Origin of the sequence: Pseudoalteromonas sp. Of7M-16, assembly GCF_022347805.1 — a bacterium.
In the GTDB taxonomy this organism is placed as follows: domain Bacteria; phylum Pseudomonadota; class Gammaproteobacteria; order Enterobacterales; family Alteromonadaceae; genus Pseudoalteromonas; species Pseudoalteromonas luteoviolacea_F.
The window spans coordinates 53571-77352 of sequence record NZ_JAKRFY010000011.1 but is presented as its reverse complement, the minus strand read 5'-3'; the positions used below and the strand labels follow the sequence as shown (position 1 = coordinate 77352).

Annotated in this window: 18 protein-coding genes; 7 read left to right on the top strand and 11 right to left on the bottom strand. The window is 41.8% G+C overall.

From position 1 onward, the window contains the following. Window positions 1–688: 688 nt before the first annotated feature. Both MHN81_RS13100 and MHN81_RS13095 read right to left on the bottom strand, forming a co-directional pair. Window positions 689–2929 (bottom strand): EAL domain-containing protein, encoded by a 2241-nt coding sequence (locus tag MHN81_RS13100; protein WP_239425965.1) that lies wholly within the window; start codon window positions 2927–2929, stop codon window positions 689–691. Window positions 2930–3111: 182 nt separating this feature from the next. After that, window positions 3112–5802: an insulinase family protein gene (locus MHN81_RS13095; RefSeq protein ID WP_239425933.1), complete on the bottom strand. Its 2691-nt coding sequence runs from the start codon at window positions 5800–5802 to the stop codon at window positions 3112–3114. A gap of 144 nt (window positions 5803–5946) precedes the next feature. Between MHN81_RS13095 and sixA the strand changes: the two genes are divergently transcribed. From sixA to yegD, 6 genes are all read left to right on the top strand, one after another. Next, on the top strand, window positions 5947–6414 hold the full coding sequence (gene sixA, locus MHN81_RS13090) for a phosphohistidine phosphatase SixA (protein WP_239425932.1): 468 nt from the start codon (window positions 5947–5949) through the stop codon (window positions 6412–6414). A gap of 690 nt (window positions 6415–7104) precedes the next feature. Further along, a complete protein-coding gene (locus tag MHN81_RS13085; RefSeq protein WP_023397628.1) occupies window positions 7105–9393 on the top strand; it encodes a TonB-dependent receptor in 2289 nt (762 codons plus the stop codon). A gap of 135 nt (window positions 9394–9528) precedes the next feature. Continuing rightward, window positions 9529–9828, top strand: a complete 300-nt coding sequence (locus MHN81_RS13080; RefSeq protein WP_023397629.1) for a hypothetical protein — start codon at window positions 9529–9531, stop codon at window positions 9826–9828. Window positions 9829–9849: 21 nt separating this feature from the next. Beyond that, window positions 9850–10503 (top strand): HAD family phosphatase, encoded by a 654-nt coding sequence (locus MHN81_RS13075; RefSeq protein ID WP_239425931.1) that lies wholly within the window; start codon window positions 9850–9852, stop codon window positions 10501–10503. 114 nt (window positions 10504–10617) lie between these two features. Further along, window positions 10618–11460: a DNA ligase gene (locus MHN81_RS13070; protein ID WP_239425930.1), complete on the top strand. Its 843-nt coding sequence runs from the start codon at window positions 10618–10620 to the stop codon at window positions 11458–11460. 74 nt (window positions 11461–11534) lie between these two features. Then, window positions 11535–12896, top strand: coding sequence for a molecular chaperone (yegD, locus tag MHN81_RS13065; protein ID WP_239425929.1), 1362 nt, complete (start codon window positions 11535–11537; stop codon window positions 12894–12896). On the opposite strand, the gene MHN81_RS13060 is transcribed toward yegD, so the two are convergent. From MHN81_RS13060 to MHN81_RS13050, 3 genes are all read right to left on the bottom strand, one after another. Further along, entirely contained in the window at window positions 12893–13351 is a 459-nt protein-coding gene (locus MHN81_RS13060; protein ID WP_023397633.1) for a methylglyoxal synthase, read from the bottom strand. The two genes, yegD and MHN81_RS13060, sit on opposite strands and share 4 nt — an antisense overlap. 8 nt (window positions 13352–13359) lie before the next feature. Beyond that, window positions 13360–13995 carry a LysE family translocator gene (locus tag MHN81_RS13055; protein WP_023397634.1) on the bottom strand — a complete coding sequence of 212 codons (636 nt, stop codon included), beginning with the start codon at window positions 13993–13995 and terminating at the stop codon, window positions 13360–13362. 250 nt (window positions 13996–14245) lie between these two features. After that, entirely contained in the window at window positions 14246–15424 is a 1179-nt protein-coding gene (locus MHN81_RS13050) for a multidrug effflux MFS transporter (protein WP_023397635.1), read from the bottom strand. A 285-nt stretch (window positions 15425–15709) separates the two neighbouring features. Between MHN81_RS13050 and MHN81_RS13045 the strand changes: the two genes are divergently transcribed. Beyond that, window positions 15710–16177, top strand: coding sequence for a hotdog fold domain-containing protein (locus MHN81_RS13045; RefSeq protein WP_239425927.1), 468 nt, complete (start codon window positions 15710–15712; stop codon window positions 16175–16177). Here the strand turns inward: MHN81_RS13045 and MHN81_RS13040 are convergent. The 6 genes from MHN81_RS13040 to MHN81_RS13015 all read right to left on the bottom strand — a co-directional run bounded on the left by MHN81_RS13040 (window position 16174) and on the right by MHN81_RS13015 (window position 23628). After that, on the bottom strand, window positions 16174–16560 hold the full coding sequence (locus MHN81_RS13040) for a polymer-forming cytoskeletal protein (protein ID WP_239425925.1): 387 nt from the start codon (window positions 16558–16560) through the stop codon (window positions 16174–16176). The two genes, MHN81_RS13045 and MHN81_RS13040, sit on opposite strands and share 4 nt — an antisense overlap. Beyond that, entirely contained in the window at window positions 16550–17665 is a 1116-nt protein-coding gene (locus tag MHN81_RS13035; protein WP_239425923.1) for a peptidoglycan DD-metalloendopeptidase family protein, read from the bottom strand. Before MHN81_RS13035 ends, MHN81_RS13040 begins: the two co-directional genes overlap by 11 nt. Before the next feature lie 122 nt (window positions 17666–17787). Then, window positions 17788–19101, bottom strand: a complete 1314-nt coding sequence (gene fahA, locus MHN81_RS13030; protein WP_023397639.1) for a fumarylacetoacetase — start codon at window positions 19099–19101, stop codon at window positions 17788–17790. A 133-nt stretch (window positions 19102–19234) separates the two neighbouring features. Continuing rightward, window positions 19235–20281 (bottom strand): 4-hydroxyphenylpyruvate dioxygenase, encoded by a 1047-nt coding sequence (gene hppD, locus MHN81_RS13025; protein ID WP_023397640.1) that lies wholly within the window; start codon window positions 20279–20281, stop codon window positions 19235–19237. Between the two features lie 430 nt (window positions 20282–20711). Further along, the gene (locus tag MHN81_RS13020; RefSeq protein ID WP_023397641.1) at window positions 20712–22148 is read right to left on the bottom strand and encodes a peptide MFS transporter; all 1437 of its coding nucleotides are present in this window, start codon (window positions 22146–22148) and stop codon (window positions 20712–20714) included. Between the two features lie 271 nt (window positions 22149–22419). Beyond that, the gene (locus MHN81_RS13015) at window positions 22420–23628 is read right to left on the bottom strand and encodes a DUF642 domain-containing protein (protein WP_239425922.1); all 1209 of its coding nucleotides are present in this window, start codon (window positions 23626–23628) and stop codon (window positions 22420–22422) included. Window positions 23629–23782 lie beyond the last annotated feature (154 nt).

The window sequence follows — 23782 nt, the reverse complement described above, 5'->3', positions numbered from 1 at the left end:
TCTGTAATGAGTAAGGCCTGTTATGCAAAATGTCATGAAATAACAAACATACTTGACATATTCAAGCTGAACAGTATTCGTCTAATTACATAAATTAAATTTACAATCCATTGAAATTTATTAAATTAGATTAGATAAGTTCAAAAAATATGCCTATTCGGTCTTTCTCATTCTAAAACCATCTCAAGTAGTGCTTAATAAGCACTACTGTGGAGTAGCTGCAAACTACACCATGACCAAATGATCTATCAAGTACCGCCTAAACTACTTAATACTAACTTTAGCCTAGTATTCGTAAATTCACTATTACGTTTTACCAAACTCGATATTACGCTAAGCAAGAATCCAAAATTAGCATCACTTTTCTCACCTTAAATGAGCCGATAATGTGGCAAAATTCACATTTTCAGCATTCAAACGGAGAGAATTTATCAGCTAAACCCAATAATATTTTGTTTATTAAGGAATTTTTCCTCTTACGTTAGCGAATTACCGATTTTTAGTACTAAAGAATTGGCAATCACTTGTATCTTCAAGGCTGGTATTAAATTAAATAATGCAATATTTTGCAACAATTTTGTGTTTTTGATTGGTTTTTATCCGTAAAAAGTGGGTATAGGGGGCTTAAGTGGTGGTTGTAGGCTTGTCTACTAAAAGGGATTTATGAACTCATGACACTAAAAAAGAGTTAGTTTACAAGTTGCAGATTTGGCTTTTCACCTGTCTCCGCTTGTAAAAAGCGTTCAAACTCTTCGCTAGAAAGGGGCTTTGAGTAGTAATACCCCTGGATTGTTTGGCATTCAAGCTGTTTCAAAAGCGTTAATTGCTCTTCTTCTTCGACACCTTCGGCCACTACGTGCAGGTCGAGGTTATGGGCAATGGTGACGATAGAGTCGACCATGTTTCGACCTCGCTCACTTTCCATATCGTCGATAAATGCTTTGTCTACTTTCAGCGTATTAAGTGGAAATTGCTTTAAGTAAGCTAAAGACGAATAACCTGTACCAAAATCATCCATCGCAAGGTGTATCCCGCGAGAGCTCAGCGAGCGCATAATTGAAATCGCTTCTTGTGGATCGTCCATAACCGTACCTTCGGTGATTTCAAGCTCCAAGAAATACGAAGGAAGTTGATTTTTTTGCAAGATAATATCTATACGGGCTGTTAAATCAGGGAGGCTAAATTGTTTTGCTGATAAATTGACTGCAACTCGGCCATTAAACAAGCCTTTGTCAACCCAGCGTTTAACATCTTTACAGGCTTTATCTAGCACCACTTCACCGATTTCAATAATTTGCCCTGTTTCTTCGGCGATAGGAATAAATACGCCTGGGCTAATAATGCCTTTCTTCGGTGTGATAAATCGTACTAATGCCTCCATTCCAACCAATTTACCGGTGCGGATATCCATTTTAGGTTGGTAATAAACAACAAAATGGTCTTCTTTCAAACCGAAGCGCATTAAGTTTTCTATTTGCAACCTTTTGACTGCTTGCTCATTCATTGAGTCATTGAAAAACAGGTAATGGTTACCTTTTTGCTTTGCATGATACATCGCGGTATCGGCATTTTTTAACAGGATCTCAGGAGTATTACCGTCTTCTGGAAACAATACAATACCTACAGAAGACGTAATAACCAGTTCGTGATTCGCCATCTTAAATGGGGTGGCAATGGCTGCTAAGAATTGTTTTGCGACTTTTGTGATGGTGTGTATGTCGTTGGTACCAGACATCACCAGTGCAAATTCGTCACCGCCTAAACGATAGAAGGTATCCTGCTGGCGACACAGTTTGTTAAGCCTCATAGCCAATTTCGAAAGTAAGCTATCACCTAGCTGGTGGCCAAGTGAATCATTGATCTTTTTAAAGTTATCAAGGTCAAACACCAAAAGGGCATGATGTGTGCCCTGTTGTGAGAGCTTTTTTAAATTAGTAAAGAATAAGTTTCTGTTTGGCAGGCCTGTTATGCGATCTCGGTTTGAAAGGTTATGCAATTGTGATTCTGCTTTCTTTCTTTCTGTTAAATCTGAAAAAACAACCACATAGTTAGTGACATGACCATGGCTATTTTTGATTTCGTCGATGGTCACCTCGATTGGTAACATATTGCCTTTTTGGTCGTATATCTTCAGTTCTTCCTGCCAGTGCTCAGCCTCTTTCAGTGCCGACTTTATTTGCCTGATAAAACGACTGTCATACCCTGGTAGTTGAAAGTCTGATTCTATGTATTGTGCACGCTTGCCACCAAACACCCGAATGTAGCTGGGGTTTAAATCTACTAGCTTAAAATTATGATCATAGATAGCGATGGCGTCGGTAAGGGACTCAACACACTTAGCGAATAAGTTGAGGCGCTCCTCAGTACTTTTTAAATGGTTGATATCACGTACGGTCCCTGTCATTCTCAGCGGATTAAGGTTATCGTCTTTACTGATAACCTTGCCCTTGTCTAAGACCCAGTGATACTGATTTAAATTATCTCTCAACCGGTATGAAGCTTCAAAAAAGGCGGTCTTTTCGGCAAAGTGCAGTTTAAGCTGTTTTTCAACAAGTGGAATGTCTTGTGGATGTATTCGCTTAGCGTTAGGTATAAAGTGATTACTTTTTTCTTCGTTTAACGCATATTTATCATTGATACGTATGATATCACCAGATTGGATATTCCAATCCCACAGGGTATCACCACTTCCTTCTACGGTACTTTTTAACCATTTTTCCGACATGCGTAAGTTGTCGAGATTTTTTGCTGCTTTGCGGTTAATAATGAGCATCACAAAAAATGGCGTCAAGCACAACATGACAACAGCCAAAAAAAGCAAAGGGTTGTTCGACAGCGGCTCTAAAATGACATGTGCGTGTACAGGGGTACTCAGAGCTAAAAGATAAATAAGAGCCAATAAGTTTCTTATATTGTTTTTATATACCATAGTGTACAAGATTAATACATTCATCGTTAATCTAATCGAAACAGCTATCCTGAGTCAAAGCATAATTGATGAAATGTGGAAAGAGTCGGTTAGAATTTAGGATTTTTGTACCTTTTTAACCAAAATGTCAAATATGAAGCTCGCTGGCAAGGTATATAGCTACCTTGATAAGCGAGCATTCACTAGTTTATACGGAGTGTGATGCTGGGGAAGGATGTATCGGTAACGGTCGAAATAAAAGCCTTTATTTCTGCAAATGACAATTGATTCAGTGCATCTAATAACTTCGACTGCATAGAAAATGTATGATCCTCGTTGCCGATGGCAATCCAAAAGCGCTGCGAGCGCAAGCGCAAATTTTTGTCTTTTTCAGCAATTTGTGATTTTAAACTGGTCTTGACGTCTGACCATTTCAAATGCTCTAAACTGTCAATGTTGTCTACAAACTCTTGCAAAAACAGTTGGTGATAGTTGAGAAGTTCTGAGCTTTCGTAATTTGGCGACTGAATGTAAAAGGCAATGCCAGCTCTAGTATTGAATGGTGCGTAGCCTGCGCCAACAAGGTAACCTAGCTGTTGTTCGGTACGAAGCTTTTCAAAATAATGTTGGCTAATTAACTGGTTGAACGCCATGATTTTTATTTTATCTTGTACGCTATTACTGGGCGCTTGAATATAGTGAACAAAAGCGTGTTCACTGTGTTCATTGGCAATTGTCTCACTAAGATGTTTGTCAATTGTATTAAGTGGCTTTTTTAAGTCATCTAAAATTTCACTCTTGGCAAAATTGCACAAAAGCTGCTGCTGTATTGCAATTGCGTGTTTAGTTTGCCAATTGCCATGCAAGAATGCCTTAGCGTGAATAGACGTAAAGAAAGAGTCGCGAAAGGCATTGAACTCATTGAAACACACATTTTTGAGTGCAGCAGCTAGTTCATTCGGTGTTGGGTTCCAGGGCATTAACTTGGCACCTAGGATACTAAAAAGCTCACTTACTGGTTTATTTTTATTGTGATTTTGCCAATGCCTGATGAGTTGCTTTTTGTACTCTGCGAATCGGGTTGCGCTAATCGGCTGCTTTTGAAGTGCCTCAACAAGCTGCGAAGCTAATTTCAACTGACAAGATGAAAGCCCCGCAGTATGCAGTGTCAAACCTCCTTGGTGTGAAGTGAGGTGGTAGCTAAGCCCCGCCAGTTCAGCTGAATAAAACTGTTCGGCGACACTGTCCATAAATAAATCAGCAAACAGCCGTGTTAGCGCCATTGCTTTGTGATTTGAGATTGAGGCTTCGGAATCTAATTCAAGGTAAAAATGCCCTTTAGTGACTCTAAATGTGGCATCTTGTTTAAACCAAAACGCAAACCCCGGTCTGTCTTTAAGTTGGACAGGCGTATGTGTTGTCGACTCAATATCATAGAGAATGTTTTCTTGGCTGAGGTATGGGTTGACGTTCGGTAGTCGCATTTCAGGCAAAGGTTGATCGATTCGAGCAAGCGCATTGAGCCATTCTTTATTGAGCTGGGCAATTTGATAGGGCGTGTTATACCACTGGGCAATTTTATTGATTGCTCCGGGTTCATCGGTGGTCTCTGGGTGGATCAATACCAATCGCATATTGTGAGGCGATAAGTAATTTAACAGTTCGGTATGCAGTGTTTGGTTAAAGCGTTCCATGCAGTAATCGCCATACAATGTGTTTTCTTCACTGTAATGATGCATGTTGACGCTGACATTGCTCACCCAGTCTATCAACTTGTTGACTTCCTGGTTGTCAAATGCAAGCTCCATTAAGCGTTTTTTGTCAGCGTATAACGCGGGTAGAATATGGTGTTGTTCTGTGATCAAACTAATGTATTCGAACAACATCTCCACGATGTCTTCGTAAAATTCAATACCAATATCTGTCAGTGCGAAGCTTACATTAAAATCCTTGAAGTTACTGCCATTGACGCCTCCGCCTGCTGAAAGTGCATTTATCCAACCGTTCTTCTTCAATATTGCGTACAGTGAACCTTCACCTTCGTAGCCCAATAGGTGGGCAATAAAGCTCAAGCTTTTGTATCGATATAGCTCATTTATATTAGGCATGGCAAAGCTGACAATCAGTTTTTGTAAATGTTTGCGAGGTTTTATGTGAAGTTTTAAGCCGAGATCTTCATCACGATAAAAAGGAACGTCAACCTTTGGTTTTTGATACGTTTTGTCGCCTTTAATCCTTTGAAAGTGACTTGTGGCCATTTGCTTTAGTTCATCAAGATGTTGCGGACCAGCTAGAACTAAGGTCATCCATTGGGCTTGGTAATTGTTGTTAAAAAAGTCGATGATTTCTTGGCGAATATCACCATGGCTATCACCCAAAGTATCGTGATTGCCGACAGAGAACTTAGTAAAGGGGTGAGCTGGGTTTGCAGTTTCTTTGTGCGCTTGAATGATCCGTCTATTGTCATCTTTCACTTTTAGGTTAAATTCGGCATCGATGGCATTGCGCTCATCATTTAAAGCACTTTGCTCAAAAAGCGGCGCAATGAAAAAATCCGCGAAACGAGACAGTAAAGAATCGAATTTATTCGCTAGGCAATCGAAGAAATAGCATGTATGTTCAGTACCAGTCCAAGCGTTGCTGTTTCCACCACTTTGACTTACGACCTGAGAGAACTCTCCTTTAATTGGGTATTGCTCTGTACCCAAAAACAGCATATGCTCAATAAAGTGAGCCATACCTTGGCGACCTACGGGATCGTCAAAGTGACCAATGTTAATAGCTAAAGAGGCTGCAGACTTCTCACTGCTCGAGTCGGTAATTAGTAAAACTCTTAGACCATTGTCCAGTGTTATGTGCTTATATTGTTTATTATCATTGTTGCTTAATTTCAAGTTTACGCCGCCGATATAATAAGTGAGACAGTCTTAAAAGTAGTAAACCACTTACCAGTTCTAAGTATTTTGTTTTAATATAGCGGACATACAACTAGGTTTACTACTGAATCGAGATAAAAATACAATACTTTTCGGAGTGCTATGAAAACCATATTGATCATGCGCCATGGTGAAGCTGGTCCAATGCAGGCAAATGATGCTGCTCGTTTATTGACAAACAGAGGCCAATTGCAGGCTTTGGAAATGGGGCAGTGGGTGTCTCAATCCTACCAACCTAGAGCATTACTTGTGAGCCCGTATGCCCGAGCGCAACAAACAGCGGATGCCGTAAGGCAGAGTAACCAGTTTTCTTTTGAAGAAACCTGCTCAGATATAATCCCCAGTGGTAGCGCTTCCTTTGCGGTGGATTACTTAGAAACTTTGATTAGTATGAACGAAGACATAAGTACTTGGCTTATCGTAGCGCATATGCCAATAGTCAGTTATATGGTCGATCAGTTAGTTCCGGGAGAAATGCCTATTTTCCCAACAGCTGGCATCGCAGTGATAGAATACTGCCCAAAAACCCATAAAGCACAATACAAGGGGTTACAGGCTCCAAAAATATAATTGAACCCAACGAAACATTGCTGTTTTGTCTCAATTGCCATCATATTGTATGGCACATGACTTAGCTCATACCTCTCTCATAATTTTAGATCTCAAAAAAGTACAATAATTTTTAGTGCGCTGCGGAACTATTGTTAGATCATATGTTCTTATAAATGTCTTTCGCAATGTGACTTATGAGGTCTAATGTCCTCTTATCTTGTTTTACATTCCGATAGGATACGCACGCTTTCATGACACCGGTTACCATTTTGGGCGATGGTATCCAGTGGAACTTAATTTTGTTTCGGTTTATTGACCAAAGTATTAATCATTCTGATTTTGCTTTATCAATGAAAGATTGATGTTTTGTATATCAAATGGGTAAAAAATTATTTCTTGAGCATAGTATTGATCAGTTTATAAGGACAAATGTCCGCTTTTTGTAGCTAAAAGTTGTTAAATTTGACCTAACGTCGTCGAACGTTGTAAAAATGTGTGTAATTTATGTGTTTATTAGAAGCATTTTAAAAATATGCTGCTATAATTACGCCCGTTGCGTTCAGCCTCGTTTTGTCGTTATGCACTCTCGAATTCGAGGTCCGCGTTGTTTGTCATTGACGCGCAAAATTGAACGCCATAGCCATTGTGATACGGCGCCCAATTAAACCGTTGAACTTAAAGAGTGCATTAAAAAGGTCAAAAACCAACATGAAAGCAATGAAAAGATCTACGTTAGCAACTCTAATTAATGCAACGTTGTTCTCTGCTGTGGCAGGTACTTCATTCACTACGCTTGCGGAAGAAGAGCAAGCAAAAAGCAATCAACTGGAAGTGATTCAAATCACCGCACGTAAACGTGTTGAAAACGCACAAGAAGTGCCAGTTTCAGTTTCTGCCTTACAAGGTGACAATTTAGACGCCTATAGTTCTGCTGGTATGGATATCCGCTTTATGAACGCTAAGATCCCGAGCTTGTCGGTTGAATCTTCGTTTGGACGTACATTCCCGCGCTTTTATGTCCGCGGTCTTGGTAACACCGATTTCGATTTGAACGCATCTCAGCCAGTTTCATTGGTCGTTGATGAAGTTGTTCAAGAAAACCCTATTTTGAAAGGCTTTCCGGTATTCGATATTGAGCGTATCGAAGTACTGCGTGGCCCACAAGGCACATTATTTGGCCGTAACACTCCGGCAGGTCTAGTTAAATTTGACTCTGTAAAACCAAGCCAAGAGTTTGATGGTTATGCTTCTGTAGCATACGGCAGCCGTGAATCTGTGGATTTTGAAGGTGCCGTAGGTACTGGTTTAACTGACAAAATTTCTACTCGTGTGTCAGTATTATGGCAAGAGCAGCCAGATTATATTGATGTTCGCTCACCTGAAGGCGTTACCAATCAGTTTGCTAAAGATGACTCATTAGGTGGTTACAGTGAAAAAGCGGCTCGTATCCAGTTTTTATACGAAGGTGATGACTTCACAGGTCTTTTAAACTATCACGTTCGTGACCTAGACGGTCGTCCAATTCCTTTCCGCGCAAACTTAATTGAGAAAGGCTCGAACAACATTAACCCTATTTACGATAATGATGTTGTTTTTCATGATGCGTCATCACGCGCAACACAGCAGGTTGAAACGCAAGGCCTTAGCTTAAAATTAGAGTGGGATCTCGCTGAGCATACTGTGACCTCTATTTCTGCATGGGAAAGTGCTGAAATCTACTCGCGTGCAGACGTAGATGGTGGTTATGGTGCTGCATTCTTGCCTGTACAAGGTCCTGGTGTGATCTTCTTCCCTTCTGAAACAGCAGATGCATTACCTGATCACGATCAGTACACGCAAGAACTGCGTTTATCAAGCAACTATTCTGGTGACTTTAACTACCAGGTTGGTGTGTTCTTGTTTGATGAAGAAATGACTATTGAAAGCTACAGCTTCGACACGTTAGCATTTGACGCTGCTGCAGGTAATTATGGCTTGCAAAATGGTTATGCAGTTCAAAACCAAGAGACATCTGCATGGGCTGTGTTTGGCTCTTTTGACTACACAGTATCAGATAAACTTGATGTTACTTTAGGTCTTCGTTACTCAGACGATGAGAAAGAATTCCGCGCTGAACGTACTAAGAGCCCTGTGGGTGCTGCTGACTCAATTGTAGGTACTGCTAACCCGAGTGATAGCCACGTAAGTTGGGATTTAAGTGCAACTTACAAGTTGACTGACGATGTTAATCTATTTGGCCGTCTAGCAAATGGTTTCCGTGCTCCAAGTGTTCAAGGGCGTATCTTATTTGGTGATGAAGTAACAGTAGCTGAGTCAGAAACAACGAATTCAATTGAGTTTGGTGTTAAGTCAGATGTGCTTGATGGTCAAGGTCGTGTAAATGGTACTGTGTTCTACTACCAAATGAATGATCAGCAGCTTACAGCTGTTGGTGGTGGTGCAAACTTCAACCGTCTAGTTAACGCTGACAAAACTACAGGTTATGGTTTTGAGCTAGATACGGAGTGGGTGCTAACTGATGAGCTAAATGCAACCTTTAACTTGAGTTATAACAAGACAGAAATCGATGATCCAAGTCTTGCTATCCAAGGTTGTGCACAGTGTACTATCACAAATACAAAGAACGCGGCTGGTTTGTATCAGTTAGATGGCAACAGCCTACCGCACGCTCCTGAATGGATTGCAAATGCAACGCTTCGTTATACGAAAGAGCTTGAAGGCGGTGATTTCTTTGTATACGCAGATACATCATACCGTAGCAAAATCAACTTCTTCTTGTATGAGTCGGTTGAATTTGAAGGTGAAGCCTTATTCGAAACAGGTGTAAGAGCTGGTTATGCTTGGGCATCTGGTGACTATGAGTATGAAACGTCAGTATTTGTACGTAACTTATTCGATGAGCAGGTTGTGATTGGTGGCGTAGACTTCAACAACAATACTGGTATGTTGAATGAAGAGCGTTTCATCGGTGCTGAGTTCAAGGTTCGCTTCTTTTAATCATTAATTGATGTGAATCATTCGCTTTTTAAACCCGTGTTATTGCAAAAGTAACACGGGTTTTTTATTTCTTTAATGCAACTGTATGAATTAGCTGATACAGTCGCATCGTAGTTTAAGTTAGAGGAGTCAAACATGTCTGGATTTTGGAACTATCGCGTGATTTTTTGCGAAGGTAAAGATAGTGAATCACCGCTATACCAAATTCACGAAGTTGAATACAACATTAATGGTAAGGTGACAAACTGGTCAGAGACAGGGGCCGCTCCTTTTGGTCATACGGTTGAAGACTTACAGGCAGATGCTGAAAGGCTACAGTCTGCTTTTGAAAAGCCGGTGTTAAAAGTTGTGCGCAAGCAGCGTGGCTATGAATTAGTTGAAGTTGAGACTGGTGAAGAAGCTTACGCGGAGCCGCCAGCTGCACTTAAAGGCTAATTATCTAAATGGGGAGCGTTTATGAGTTTAAAGGCAATATTATTCGATTTTGATGGTACCTTAGTAGACTCCGAGGCTCTCCATTATATGAGCTGGTGTGAAGTATTAGCGCCTTTGGGTGTATCTATTAGCGAGGCTGTGTTTTGCGATGAGTTTTCGGGAGTTCCGACCGTAAAAACTGGCCATATTTTGCAGCAGCGTTATAACTTACCTCATACTGGCGATGAGCTAGCCCTCCAGAAAAACACACAATTTGTCGAAACCGCTTCATGGCAAAAGCCTAAACTAATGCCGCACGCAATTGACGTTCTCTCTCTATGTGCAAAACATTACAAGTTGGCTTTGGTGACAGGTAGTACACGTGAAGAGGCATTGCCTGTTTTAGCACATTATCAATTGCTCGAATTCTTTGATTGTATCGTCTGCAAAAACGATGTAGCCAATCCAAAGCCACACCCTGAACCATACTGTATGGCGATGGCAAAATTAGATGTAAATGCGCAACAGGTTATTGCTGTGGAAGACTCCCAAACGGGTTTGACATCGGCCGTAGCAGCAGGAATAAATACAGTTGTGATCCCGCATCAGCACTCCGCAGATCAAGACTTTTCAAAGGCGACGTGGCAGTGCGAGAGTTTGGACGTCATGTGGCAGAAAATCGTCAAGCCGAGATAGACTGTACAAGTTTAGTAGAAGTGCTACTTTAAATAAGTGTCATTAAAGTTGTAAACATGAAGTTTGCGCTCTGAAGATACTTATTAAGCGTTTTAATCTGCAAAGGAAAGTAGCATGAAACAAGTTGTCTTATGGCTTTTAACAGCCACTATTATTATTTTTAGCCCCATTACTTTTTCAAAGTATAGTCCTGAGGTACAACTGGCGAAGGTGTACACAGAGCAAAAGCCTGTTGATCATTATCTGGTGAGTGAAAAGTATGATGGTGTTCGTGCCGTTTGGGATGGAGAATCGCTTAAAACGCGATCGGGAAATATTATACATGCGCCTAAGTGGTTTACTGCGGTACTACCAAATCGTTGGTTGGATGGTGAATTGTGGGCGGGCTACAATAACTTTTCTTTTGTCAGCAGCTTAGTACGTAGAAAAGTACCAAACCACGAAAATTGGCAACAAGTACACTACCTCATTTTTGATGCACCTGATCCGCAACTGAGTTTTGAACAGCGTTTTGGGAAATATCAACGAATAGTCAATGGACTCCACAGTGTTCATATTAAGCCAATTCCTCAATATCAGTTTTCGACCAAGGCAGAGTTAGACGCCTTTTTTAATCAAGTATTAGCACGCGGTGGAGAAGGGGTTATCTTGCATGAAAAAAATGCAAGCCATCGTGCTGGCCGCACTGCTCAAGTATTAAAATATAAACCTATATTTGATGCAGAAGCCATTGTGATTGCCCATGTTCCAGGCAAGGGAAAATATCAAGGTATGATGGGCTCGATCACCGTCAAAACCATGGAAGGCGTTACATTTAATATTGGCACTGGGTTTAGTGATGAACAAAGACAGTCACCTCCTCCAATAGGAAGCACCATTACTTTTCAATATCAGGGTTTTACTAAATATGGCAAGCCGAGGTTTGCAAGCTTTTTGAGAATTAGATCGCAAATCTAGCAAGCAAACGCACTTTCAAATCAATTTGAGCTATGGTAAATTTCGTCCTTTTTTCTATTGGATGTGAGGTAAAAATGGTCGTCGGGTTTGATTACGGTAGCTCAAATTGTGCGATGGGTATAATGCAAGATGGCTCGGTAAACTTAGTGCCTTTAGAAAACGGAAAACATTATTTACCTTCAACGTTATATGCATTGCACAACTCTCTGATCTCAGATTATGTAGCGAAGGGACTTCATCAAGATGGATTACTTGATTATAAGGCCCAAAGAAATGGTATTTTGAAGAGTGCGCAGTTTGCTCGCAATGACTTAGACCTTTTACCACAAGAAAGCGGTGTGTTTGTTGGTCAATCCGCGATAGAAGAGTACATTTCTATGCCCGAGGAAGGTTATTTCGTAAAATCTCCTAAATCATTCTTCGGTGCTATCGGCTTGAAAGTTGAGCAAATTGCTTTTTTTGAAGACATCGCGACAGCGATGATAATGGAATTGAAAAAGCGAGCAGAGCAACATCTGGGTACTTCATTGACCCACACAGTTATTGGTCGTCCAGTGAACTTTCAAGCTGTAGGTGGGACTGAAAGCAATCGTCAAGCTTTGTCAATTTTAACTACGGCTGCGAAAAGGGCTGGGTTTACAGACGTAGAGTTTTTATTTGAGCCCCTAGCGGCGGGGATTGACTTTGAATCTGGCCTGCAAAACGACCAAAAAGTACTGGTTGTTGATATTGGTGGTGGTACCAGCGACTGTTCATTTGTACAAATGGGGCCAAGCTACAGAGACTGTGCTGATCGTAGTTCTCACTTTTTATCCCATACCGGGAAACGAATTGGTGGGAATGACTTAGATATTGCACTGGCGTTTCACAAGTTGATGCCCGTATGTGGATTAGGTGGAGAGTTCAAATCAGGGCTACCACTGCCAAAACAAATATTTTGGCAAGCCTGCAAAATCAATGATATTCAATTACAAAGTGACTTTTATAGCAGTGCATTTGGTAGAGAGCTAAGTACCATGCTGCGTGATGTTTGTGAACCAGCTAAGCTAAAGCGCCTGCAAGTACTGCAAGAAAATAAGATGACGCACCAATTTGTGAGGCAGGCAGAGCTTGCGAAAATAGCATTGAGCGAGTGCGAGGCACATCAGTCGGATCTGTCCTTTATTGAGCCAGAGCTTGTGCAAAGTATCAACCTCGCTCAGCTAACGGAATCAGTGCACAACAGTTTGCAACAAGTGGTGACGCTTGCAGAGCAAGCTATTGCAGATGCCGGGGCGAAACCTGATACGATTTATCTGACAGGTGGCAGCGCTCAATCCCCATTACTTAAAAAAGCATTACAAACTGCACTTGGGGATATTCCAATGCTCAATGGTGACAACTTCGGTAGTGTTACTGCCGGATTGACTAAGTGGGCTCATCGCATCTATCGTTAAGGCAACCGAGTTGCAAGGTAATCTGGATAATCGGGCTGCATTCTAGGTAGCTCAATATCCATATACTTAGAAGTCAGTAGCATATCTGCGCTGGCTTCATTACAGGCTACAGGTATATTCCAAACCGCGGCGAGGCGCAACAGCGCTTTGACATCGGGATCATGAGGCTGTGAAGACAAGGGATCCCAAAAAAATACCAGCATATCAATTTTTTGTTCAGCAATTTGAGCACCAATTTGCTGATCTCCACCCATGGGGCCGCTGAGTAGCTTTTGCACTTCTAACCCTGTATCTCGCTCAATCAGGTTTCCCGTTGTACCTGTCGCACTAAGTGAGTGCTTACATAGCTTGGTCTTGTGCGTCTTACACCATGTTACTAATTCAGATTTTTTCCCATCGTGTGCGACTAGTGCAATGTGTTTCTTAGCTGGAATATTGGCGCGAGTATATTTCATAACAATCCTTACAGGAGTAGGTTAATCGCGAGGGCGACAAAAATGGCCGCGGAAATCCTATCTATCCAAATAGGGGCTTGTGGATGAGCACGAAAATAGCCCGCTATTTTGTCCCCTCCATATACGTAAACGCAATCGACCGGAAACGCTAATATTGGGTAGAGTAACCCAAATAAAGCCAATTGAACTGTGGTGGAGGTATCTAGACTGGTGTCAACAAATTGTGGAATAAAAGCGATGAAAAACAATGCCACTTTTGGGTTAAGTACTTCGGTCATCATGGCTTGAATCGTAACATTTTTATTTGGTTGGCTCAGGTCTCCAGTATCTTGCTGTGCACCTTGGTCTGTTTTACTTAAAGTGGCTTTGAACGTCATTACGCCCAAATAAGCTAAGTAACCTGCACCGAGGTACTGAACTGTGGTATAGGCCGCTTCTGAGGCTTTTAAAATGGCCGATAAACCAATAACGGCAAAGATGGTGTGGACGATACCACCTAATGCAAAACCAAATGCGCTTTGCATACCCGCAGTTTTACCATGGGTGAAAGTCTGTGCCATTAAAAATGCATTTGAGGGGCCTGGGGCGATTGCAATAATAAAGCTTGCAAACAAAAATGAGAGCAAAAATTCTGGATTAAGCATAATCAAGTAGATGTAATTAAGTTAGCGGTTAGTTTAAACATTCGGAAAATGATTGGAAATGGTTTATTGCAATTTTTGAAAACTATGCGGGTATTGTAAAACCCGCATAAAAAGGTTGGGGGATATTGATTAAATATAAATGCTAAAAAGAAGTCGTGAGTCTTCTTAAACAACAGCCTGTGTAGCTATTAGGTATAATTATGCCTTGCTCATATGACAGTTTTACGACTTCTACGCAAATTCCTGCATATTAGCTGGCGCTGTGTAAAGCTTCTCTATGCTTTGTAAACAATAAAACTAAAAATGGTGTTGCCAAGCACAAATGCAGTGCCAATTGCCATGGCGCGATAAGTGCCAGAGGCTGTGTCATGGCCATTAATAGCCCAGCACCGCTCATTTGCATTAGGCCAATTAATGCTGAAGCCGTTCCCGCTTGTCTTGGGAATTCAGCCAGTGCATTCCCAGCGGCAGCACCGAGTGTAAAAGCAAAGCCAATCGATGCCATGTACATTGGAAGCATGTAATTGGAAGGGCTGATCTGAGGCAATAATAAGGTGATGAAACCAGCGCCACAAAATAGGCTCAGGCCAAATTGCAGTGCACGACGGCTATGACGTTTAATAAATTGTGGAGCAATGAAACTAGATACGATACTAATGGCGGCATTGATGGCAAACCACAAGGTAAAATCTGCCATTGGCAAGCTTAGATGGGACATTATCCATCCAGGCGCACCGACTACAAACACCAACATGGCTGACATACAGACCATAGTGATAGCCGCATTGAACATAAATTTTGTACTGCTCAACATAGGCGAAAAACGGCGTAGATCTAAAATATGGCCTTGATATATCGAGTCTTCAGGCTTGGTTTCTTTAAAAATGACGCATAGTAAAGCAAGGCCTACAACGGCAAACACAAATAGAAAAGCAAAGTTGCTTCGCCAGCCAAATTCAACGGTAAGCCATGCGCCCAGAATAGGTGCTAGTGCGGGAATAAAGCATACAATACCATTTAGGTAAGTGATCATTTGGCCACTGCCTTTGTGCCCAAAGCTGTCCCGTACGATGGCAAATGCGGCAACAAAGGTAGCACATGCGCCAAGGCCTTGCAGGACTCTCGCTAACATCACCGATCCCCAGGTATCAGACAAAGTGGCCAGTGCTGCGCCGATCATAAATAATGCTACACCGGACAATGCAATCGGTTTTCGCCCATACTTGTCTGCAAGTGGTCCCGCAATTAACTGCCCAAGCCCAACAGCAAGCATATAAATGCTGACGGTTTGTTGGATTTTCGCTTCGCTTACGGCGAGCGCATTTTGCATGTCTACAAAAGCGGGTAAATATAAATCGATGCCAAGAGGGCAAAAAACAACCAAAAGGGCAAGGATAAAAATAAGTGATTTGCTGGTTCGGTGTTGCATGGTGTCTCCTTTTCGTCGCTATTGTATTGCGCGGTGAGAAAAAAGACAGGACAAATCGCCGCCATGGTGAAATATTTTATTAATTTAAAGGAATAAATAAGAAATATGTATATCAATTAAGCGGCAAGACAATTTAATTAGATAATTTTATAGCGCACTACGATTACTCAGGCCATAGCAAGCTGTGGCGCGGTTGTTCGATTAGATAAAAATGGAGCCTGTTTAACACTAGAGTTAACTGGTCTGATGTGTTAGTTTGAGTCAAAACAATCTGCGGGATAGAATATGGCCAGTTCACTACTAAAAATATATAAACGAATAAAATGGCTGCCGTTTGGCAATTGGCTTTTCAGTAAGGCTGTTTGTAGAAGGGCGCCATACTTTGCAACAATCAAACCCAAGATCACGCATTTAAGTAGCGGTAGAATATGCGCCCAAATGCCAAATCGACGTGCGGTTCACAATCACATAGGCACTGTCCATGCCATTGCCCAGTGCAACCTCGCCGAGTTGTGCGCCGGTGTGGTCACAGACGCGACTGTGCCTGTGCACACTCATAGGTGGATCCCAAAAGGAATGACAGTGCAATATTTGAAAAAAGCGGATACTGACCTAAAAGCAGAAGCGGTTATTCCATTGCCTCATGAGTGGCAAGACAAAGAAGATATTATTGTGCCTGTTGAAGTATTTAATTCCGAAGGCGTGAAAGTCTTTCACGCCGATGTCACTATGTATATTACAGCGAAAAGTTAAGCCTGATCTTGCTTTTCGATTGGAGTGACATTAGATAGGTCTGTTTTATGCGTGAGCTTGCCTTCAATGTGTGCTCCAGCTTCGATGCTCAGCGTATCATGAATGATATCTCCATGGACTTTTGCTGTAGGTTCTAAACGAACTTGCTGTGCTGAAATACAGCCATTGACTGTACCTTTGACATGAACTTGAGTCGCCTTGATATTGCCCTCTATTGTGCCTTGTTCTCCGATAACCAAATGTTCGACCTCAAGGTTACCAGATACAACACCATCGACTTGAATTTCACCATCGCACTGGATATCTCCAATGACTTTGGTATTCGGCGATATCATGGCCACGTAGAGCGTATGGGGTTTATTATTCTTTAGTTTATTGAACACGTTCGAGTACTCTTGCAAGTTTAACAGGATTAATATGCTTTTTATCCTGTAATACTTCGTAGTGCAAGTGCGTACTGGTACTTCTTCCTGTGCTGCCCATCAAAGCAATGACATCAGATTGACGAACTTGCTGCCCTTTTTTCACTTTAATTGTATGTAAATGACCATATCGCGTCGTAACACCATTCGCGTGCTGGATTTCGACAAATTTACCGTAGCCACCATATTTACCCGCTCGAACAACTTGTCCATCTGCAGGTGCTAAAATTTCTGTTTTGTGCCACCCTGCTAGGTCTACTCCTTTGTGGTATGCACGTCGACCTGTGATCGGATCCTTGCGGTATCCAAATGCACTGGAAATATAATATTTATCTTCTCTAACGGGCATGCTCGCAGGTAGGTTTTGTACTAAGCTTTCGAGCTGGTTGAGTCTCACCGAGCTGTCAATTGCTTGTAAGTATGCCGCTGGCAATTTATCACTTTGCACCTGATGGTATGGACCACCTTGTGCTTGGCTTGAGGTATTAGCTTCAATTCCCGCTTCTTGCATACTAGCTAAAAGCACTTCATTCCGGTTAGCAATTAAATGGTGGAGCTGCTTGAGCAACTGAGTTTGTGCATCGTTAAGCTCAGTGGCATGGTGATGGAAAGCGTCACTGTGTTCCTGATGTAGCTCAATATCCTTTAAGTGTTCGTCTGTTTTTGAATCTATCTCTGAGGCATCGACTTCATTTGAGTTAGCCTCGCCTTCGGTGATGGTATGCGGTAATGAAGCCATCAACTCATTGAGTACGGCATGCTGTGCGTCAAGTTGTGCAATACGTGTTTGTTGTTGAGCCAGCTTTGCTTGTAGCGCTGCGTGTTTATCAAGCCATGCTTCTTCTTTATGGGAAACTTCACTAGTCAGTTGCGATAAGTGTGTTTTTTGCGAGAAATATTGCGATGTTGAAAACCCAAGCCAAGCTAAAATCGTCATTACACTTACTACAAGTGCTATTTGTAACCAAGAAGGTACAGTCAACAGACTTACTTCGCCATTTTGACGCAACATCAATTGCTTTGGTTGAAATAGCTTAAAAACTAGGCTTTTGATAACGCTTAACATAACACTCAAAAATTTAGATAACGCCTAACTCTAACAATTTTTATACAAAAAGCCAGTATAAAAATACAAAAAAAAGGCGTGCTTATGCACGCCTTTGATTTGAATGAAATTATTTTATTCAATTACTTTGCTGGAAGTACAGTGCCTTCTACTGAGCCAAAGCCAATGCGGTTGAAGCCATCAGCTTCACACCAACCACGCATGATTACCTTGTCACCATCTTCAAGGAATTTGCGCTCTTCGCCGTTGCTCAGAGTAATAGACTCTTTACCACCACGAGAAAGCTCAAGTAGTGAACCCGCTTCTTCGTGCTCAGGGCCAGACTGAGTACCAGAACCTAGCATGTCGCCAGGTAGGAAATTACAGCCATTTACTGTGTGGTGTGTAACCATTTGCGCAACTGTCCAATAGCTGTGCTTAAAGCTTGACTCTGAAACCTTGCTTGGCGCTTCATTCGCACTGCGCATCTTGTCTGTTTCGATTAATACATCCATTTGAATATCAAACGCACCCGCTTCACGGTTTTGTGCAGACTCAAGGTAGCTCATTGGTTGCGGGTCGTTCTCATCGCGATGCCATGCAGTACGGTATGGTGCTAATGCTTCAGTTGTTACAACCCAAGGTGAAACAGTTGATGCGAAGTTTTTCGCAAGGAATGGACCCAGTGGCTGGTATTCCCACGCTTGTAAATCACGTGCAGACCAGTCATTGAATAGGCAGAAACCAAATACGTGGTCTTCCGCATCAGCAATGCTAATTGCATCGCCAAGCTCATTGCCTTTGCCTAGGTAGATACCAAGCTCTAGCTCATAGTCAAGACGTTTACATGGACCGAATGAAGGCGCATCTGCATCAGGTGCTTTCGTTTGGCCTTTAGGACGTGGGAAAGTTTGACCTGACACGTCGATTGATGAAGCACGGCCATGATAACCGATTGGTACCCATTTGTAGTTAGGCAGAAGTGGGTTATCAGGGCGGAACAAGCTACCTACTGCAGTTGCGTGATAGATTGATGTGTAGAAATCAGTGTAGTCACCGATGTGACACGGAAGAGCATATTCAACGTCATCTTGAGCAACTAGTGCGCCTTCAAGTGTACTTTGGTGCTCAGACCCTTCGCGTAAAGCACGTGAAAGTGCAAGGCGCAAGCCTGACCAATGTGCTTTACCAAGACCCATAAATTCATTTAGCGCTTGTGCGTTTGCCGCTTCAACAGCTTCTTGTGCTACACCGTCAAAAATGTTTGCAGCAGCAACCGCTGCTAGGTCCAATACCTGGTTACCAATTGCTACACCACCGCGAAACTCTTCGCTGCTGCCTTTACGACGAAATGAGGCAAATGGTAGGTTTTGAATTGGGAAATCAGTACCTGCTTGGTTTGCACTTGCAACCCAGCTCTTTAAATTAATATCGTGTGTTTCATTGATAAAAGACATGGTCTTTCCTTTTTTATACAAGCTGCATATGACTATGCATTTTAATTTGTGCTTTCGCCAGAATATGGCCAAGTTTAAATAGCAAAAGCAGCTTAGAAAAGCTGCTTTTTAATTTGTCTTTGCTGGTGGATGATTAAATCACACCACGACGCTCTTGGTCACGTTCAATTGACTCGAATAGAGCCTGGAAGTTACCTTCACCGAAACCACCGTCATCAACACGTTGGATCATCTCGATAAAGATAGGACCGAATAGGTTTTTAGTGAAAATCTGTAGTAGGTAGCAGTTTTCGCTCTGGCTATCTACTAGGATCTGGTGTTCTTTGATCTTTTGCTTATCTTCAGCAACCCAAGGAACACGGTCGAAAATTGTATCGTAGTAGTGATCAACAATATCTAAAGTTGCGATATTTGTTTTGTCTAGCTTATCTAGAGAGCCGACAAGGTCGTTTGTCAAAAATGCAAGGTGCTGTACGCCCGGACCATTGTACTCGTCTAGGTACTCATCGATCTGGTTGTTGTTGTCATCTTTACCTTCATTGATTGGAATCGAGAAAGTACCACAAGGTGACTTAAGTGCGTAAGAAAGTAGTGCAGTCTTCTGACCTTTGATGTCGAAGTAACGAACTTCTTCAAAACCAAATACGCCTTTATAGAAGTTTGCCCATGTTTCCATTGTACCTTTGTAAACATTGTTAGTTAGGTGGTCGATACGAATGAAACCTTTATCTTCAACAATGTTTTGCTCAGCTAGGTCTTCAAAATCATTTTCGAAGATAGAACCTTTATCACCGAATACATCGATGAAGTAAATTAGGCTGTCACCAATACCGTAAATAGCAGGGTATGGTAGGTCTTTGTTTGCAGAATCAGTTGCAGGTTTTGCACCACGCTCTACGGCAATTTCAAACGCTTTTTGTGCGTCTTCTACACGCCAGCCCATTGAGCAAATAGCCGGACCGTGTGACTTAGCAAACTCAGCAGAGAAGCCGCCACGCTCGTTATTTAGTAAGAAGTGGATCTCGTTCTGGTTGTAATGAACGATGTCTTTACCTTTAAACTTTTTAAGTTTAGAGAAACCAAAATCAGCAAAGATTTTGTCCATGTAATCTGCGTCTGGGGTTGCGTATTCAGTAAATTCGATACCTACAAGGCCAAGAGGATTATTTACTTCACTCATTGTCATTCTCCTGCATTAAGCACTGGATTGCTTGTTGTAATTTATGCAGTGGATAATTAATCAAAATGACCTAAAGTGAAAGGTTTTCACCGCAATTCACTGTTAGCCGTTTTGTAAATTTGACTGCACATTTGGTGCTGTTTTAAGACAAAATGGAAATCGACAATTTTTTTAGATTGAAATGCAGTAATTGAACAGAAAATCGGGTTAGTGTTTTGTCTAGTTTATGAGTTTTATTTTTTATAACTTTATGGTTTATATTGAATTTAACTTTTTTGACACATTTTTCAATACACGGATCTGTTGCTGCAGGTCTTGGTCGTGTGTGCTGCATATCACAAAATGATGTAAATTTATCTTTACGTTTTGAAGCTGTGAAATGAAAAAGCCGCACTATAAAGTGCGGCTTTTAGTAAATTTTATTTGCGGTTTATTGTCTTTCACCGCTCACTTCAAGCTCTTTTTCGAGGTAGTGTGCTTGTGTGTGTGGTTCGTTGTCGCCTTCTGCACCGTGCATCCAATCAACCAACTTATTGCTTAAAAGGTACATTGCCAAAGCTGAGATCAGTGCTGTTGCACCTAGGCCGATGAAAATACCCATTGCGTTATTCATAGCCTCTTGGCCTTCGCCAATGAACGAACCGACAAATCCAGCGATTTTGTTAGCCACGGCGGTACACAGGAACCAAATACCCATAAGTAAAGATGCGAGGCGAAGTGGCGCTAGTTTACTCACCATTGATAGACCGATAGGAGACAAGCACAATTCACCGAGCGTATGGAATAAATAGAAAAGTACTAACCACATCATGCTGATCTGCAGAGTTCCACCTGGTGCCGCGCTTTCTGTCATCAAAGCAAACATCATGGTTAGGAAGCCCAGAGCCAAAAACACCAAGCCTATGGCAAACTTAACTGGCGAATTGGGCTCGCGTTTATCTAGCTTTAACCAGATCATCGCGACAATAGGTGCAAAGATGATGATGAATATTGAGTTCAAAGATTGGAACCAAGATGCTGGGATTTCAAAGCCCATTAATACTCGGTTAGTGTAATCATTGGCGAACAGGTTCATTAGACCACCTGCTTGTTCAAAGCCCATCCAAAAGATGATACTAAATACAGACATAGTAAAGATCACGCGGATACGGTCTTTCTCAATTTTTGTTAGAGGCTCTTTAGTACCAGACTCTGACTGTTGCTGAGATAATTTAGCGGATGGTACAACACCAATGTCGCCTAAGTATTTTTTGCTCAGTAGCATTTGCATAACCACAGAAATGACCATGCCGACACCAGCTGCAACAAAGCCTGCTTGCCAGTTGATCTCTGACGCAACATAACCCGCAACGATAGGGCCTAATGCACCCCCTAAGTTGATACCCATATAGAAGATAGTGAAAGCACCATCACGACGTTTGTCGCCTTCCTCGTATAAATCACCTACCATGGTGGAAATGTTAGGCTTGAATAAGCCATTACCGATACACAGTAGTGTTAGGCCAATATAAAAGACGTTTTCTTCTTGACCGGCCACAACACTGTGCGGAATACCCATAATAAAGTGGCCTGCGGCCATTAAGATGCCACCAATAATGATGGCTTTGCGTTGTCCAAGTACGTTATCTGCTAGCCAGCCACCAAACAGGGGCGTTAAGTATACGGCCATTGTAAAAGTACCGTATAAACTCAATGCATCGGCATTGGTCCAACCAAAGCCACCGTTTTGTACCTGAGCTACTAGATAAAGTACTAAAATTGCACGCATGCCGTAGTAGCCAAATCGCTCCCACATTTCCGTGCCGAACAGTAAGAATAGGCCTTTAGGATGGCCTAAAAACTCACCTCGATTAGGTAATGAATTCATGTTTTGTTCCCAAACTTAGTCATAATGTGTTATTTGGCCTTTAATTATTAGCGGTCATTTATCGTTATTTCCAACAAAAAATCACACTTGCTTTGAAAGGGAGGCCAGTCCCCAAAAGCTCTACGCATGTAGTCAGTAATGACTAACTATGCAATAAAAACGCGTCAGTATACCCAGCGTAATGGCATTGGGGAAGCCTTACCAGATGGCATTAGTTGACTTAAGGCATAAAAAAACCAGCCAACAGGCTGGTTTTGAGAACCGATAAATATTAGCGGCAGTAATTATCAACGAAGGTCAAGTCATTAATATGGGCAGGACCTTCCATAAGCTCGGTGGCAACCGCTGTGTTTGGATTGAGCGAGTAAATTTTCGCATTTTGTCCATTTTGTCGGCCTGCAACATACAAGGTACCGTCGTCAGAAATTGCCAAACCAGATGCCCAGTTTACGCCATGCTCGCCGATCTTACTTAAGCTCATATCTGCGGTATCAAGGGTATATAGTGCTTTACCTGTCAATACATACAAAATGTTGTTGTCAGCAGAATAGGCAATATCACCGTGGCTGAAGTCATCACCTGCATATTTCAATTTTCCAAGTACTGTTTTTGCACCCGTTTCTAGATTGTAATCATACATGTAGGTTTTGCTGGTCGCGCGCAGATGCATGCCGTCATCGCTGATCGCCGAGCGGTATATTGGCCATGAAGTGGCATTTGCAACGGCAGTTTCTACATTGCCATCTAGATCGAGTGACCATAAAGTAGAAGCTTTGGTTTGTTTGTCATTTTGTTCCATGAAATACAGCACGCCATCTTTACTGGCGATATTAGACGCTGTGTGTGAAACGCCAGCCACTTTGCTATAAGTCATGGTATCTAAATTGAAGTTGAAAATGTAACCGTCGCCTGCGTTACCATAGTTGTTTATACCAAATAAACCTGTGACACAATCAGCGGTCACTGACACATTATCAATTAATGCGCCATAAGAGTCAGACTTACCACTACCAGAAAATGCCAGCACACTTTGAGCACTGTTAGCAGTTACAGTGACAGTCACATGCTGCCAGCCGCGACTAGTGCCATTTAAACTTGCAACAACTTGTCCATCCCAAGAAACAGTAGCTTGGTTTGTTTGGCTATTGTTGCTCACCCGGGGTGAATAGTAAAAGCTTACAACGTAGCGTTTTCCAGCTTCTGTTGCGATGGACTGGTACGCTGTATAGTTGCTCGTTGAGTCGAGCTCGAGATATTGTGAGCCATTTTGTGGTGCAATTAATCCGAGGCGGTCAGTTTGGATCTCAAAGCGAGCACCAGCACGTTGCCAGCCAGGTAGATTATTGAAGAGTTTCCAAGTCCCTGAAATATTTCCTGATTGTTCGAATGAACCATTGGTAATTAAATTCGTGTCAGCCAGCGCACTCTGGCTTGATGTCAATGCAGCAATAAATAATACAGATGACGAGGATAGCTTCATACTTTACTCCCAACTTACTTACCAAACATCCGTTGTTAGTAAAATGTTAAATTCAATTCATTTCTTCTAATCTTATTTTCTTAGTTTTATACCCTCAGGTCAATTAAAATACAAAAAATGACTGGAATTTATTATTCCTTAAATTTAATTTTAG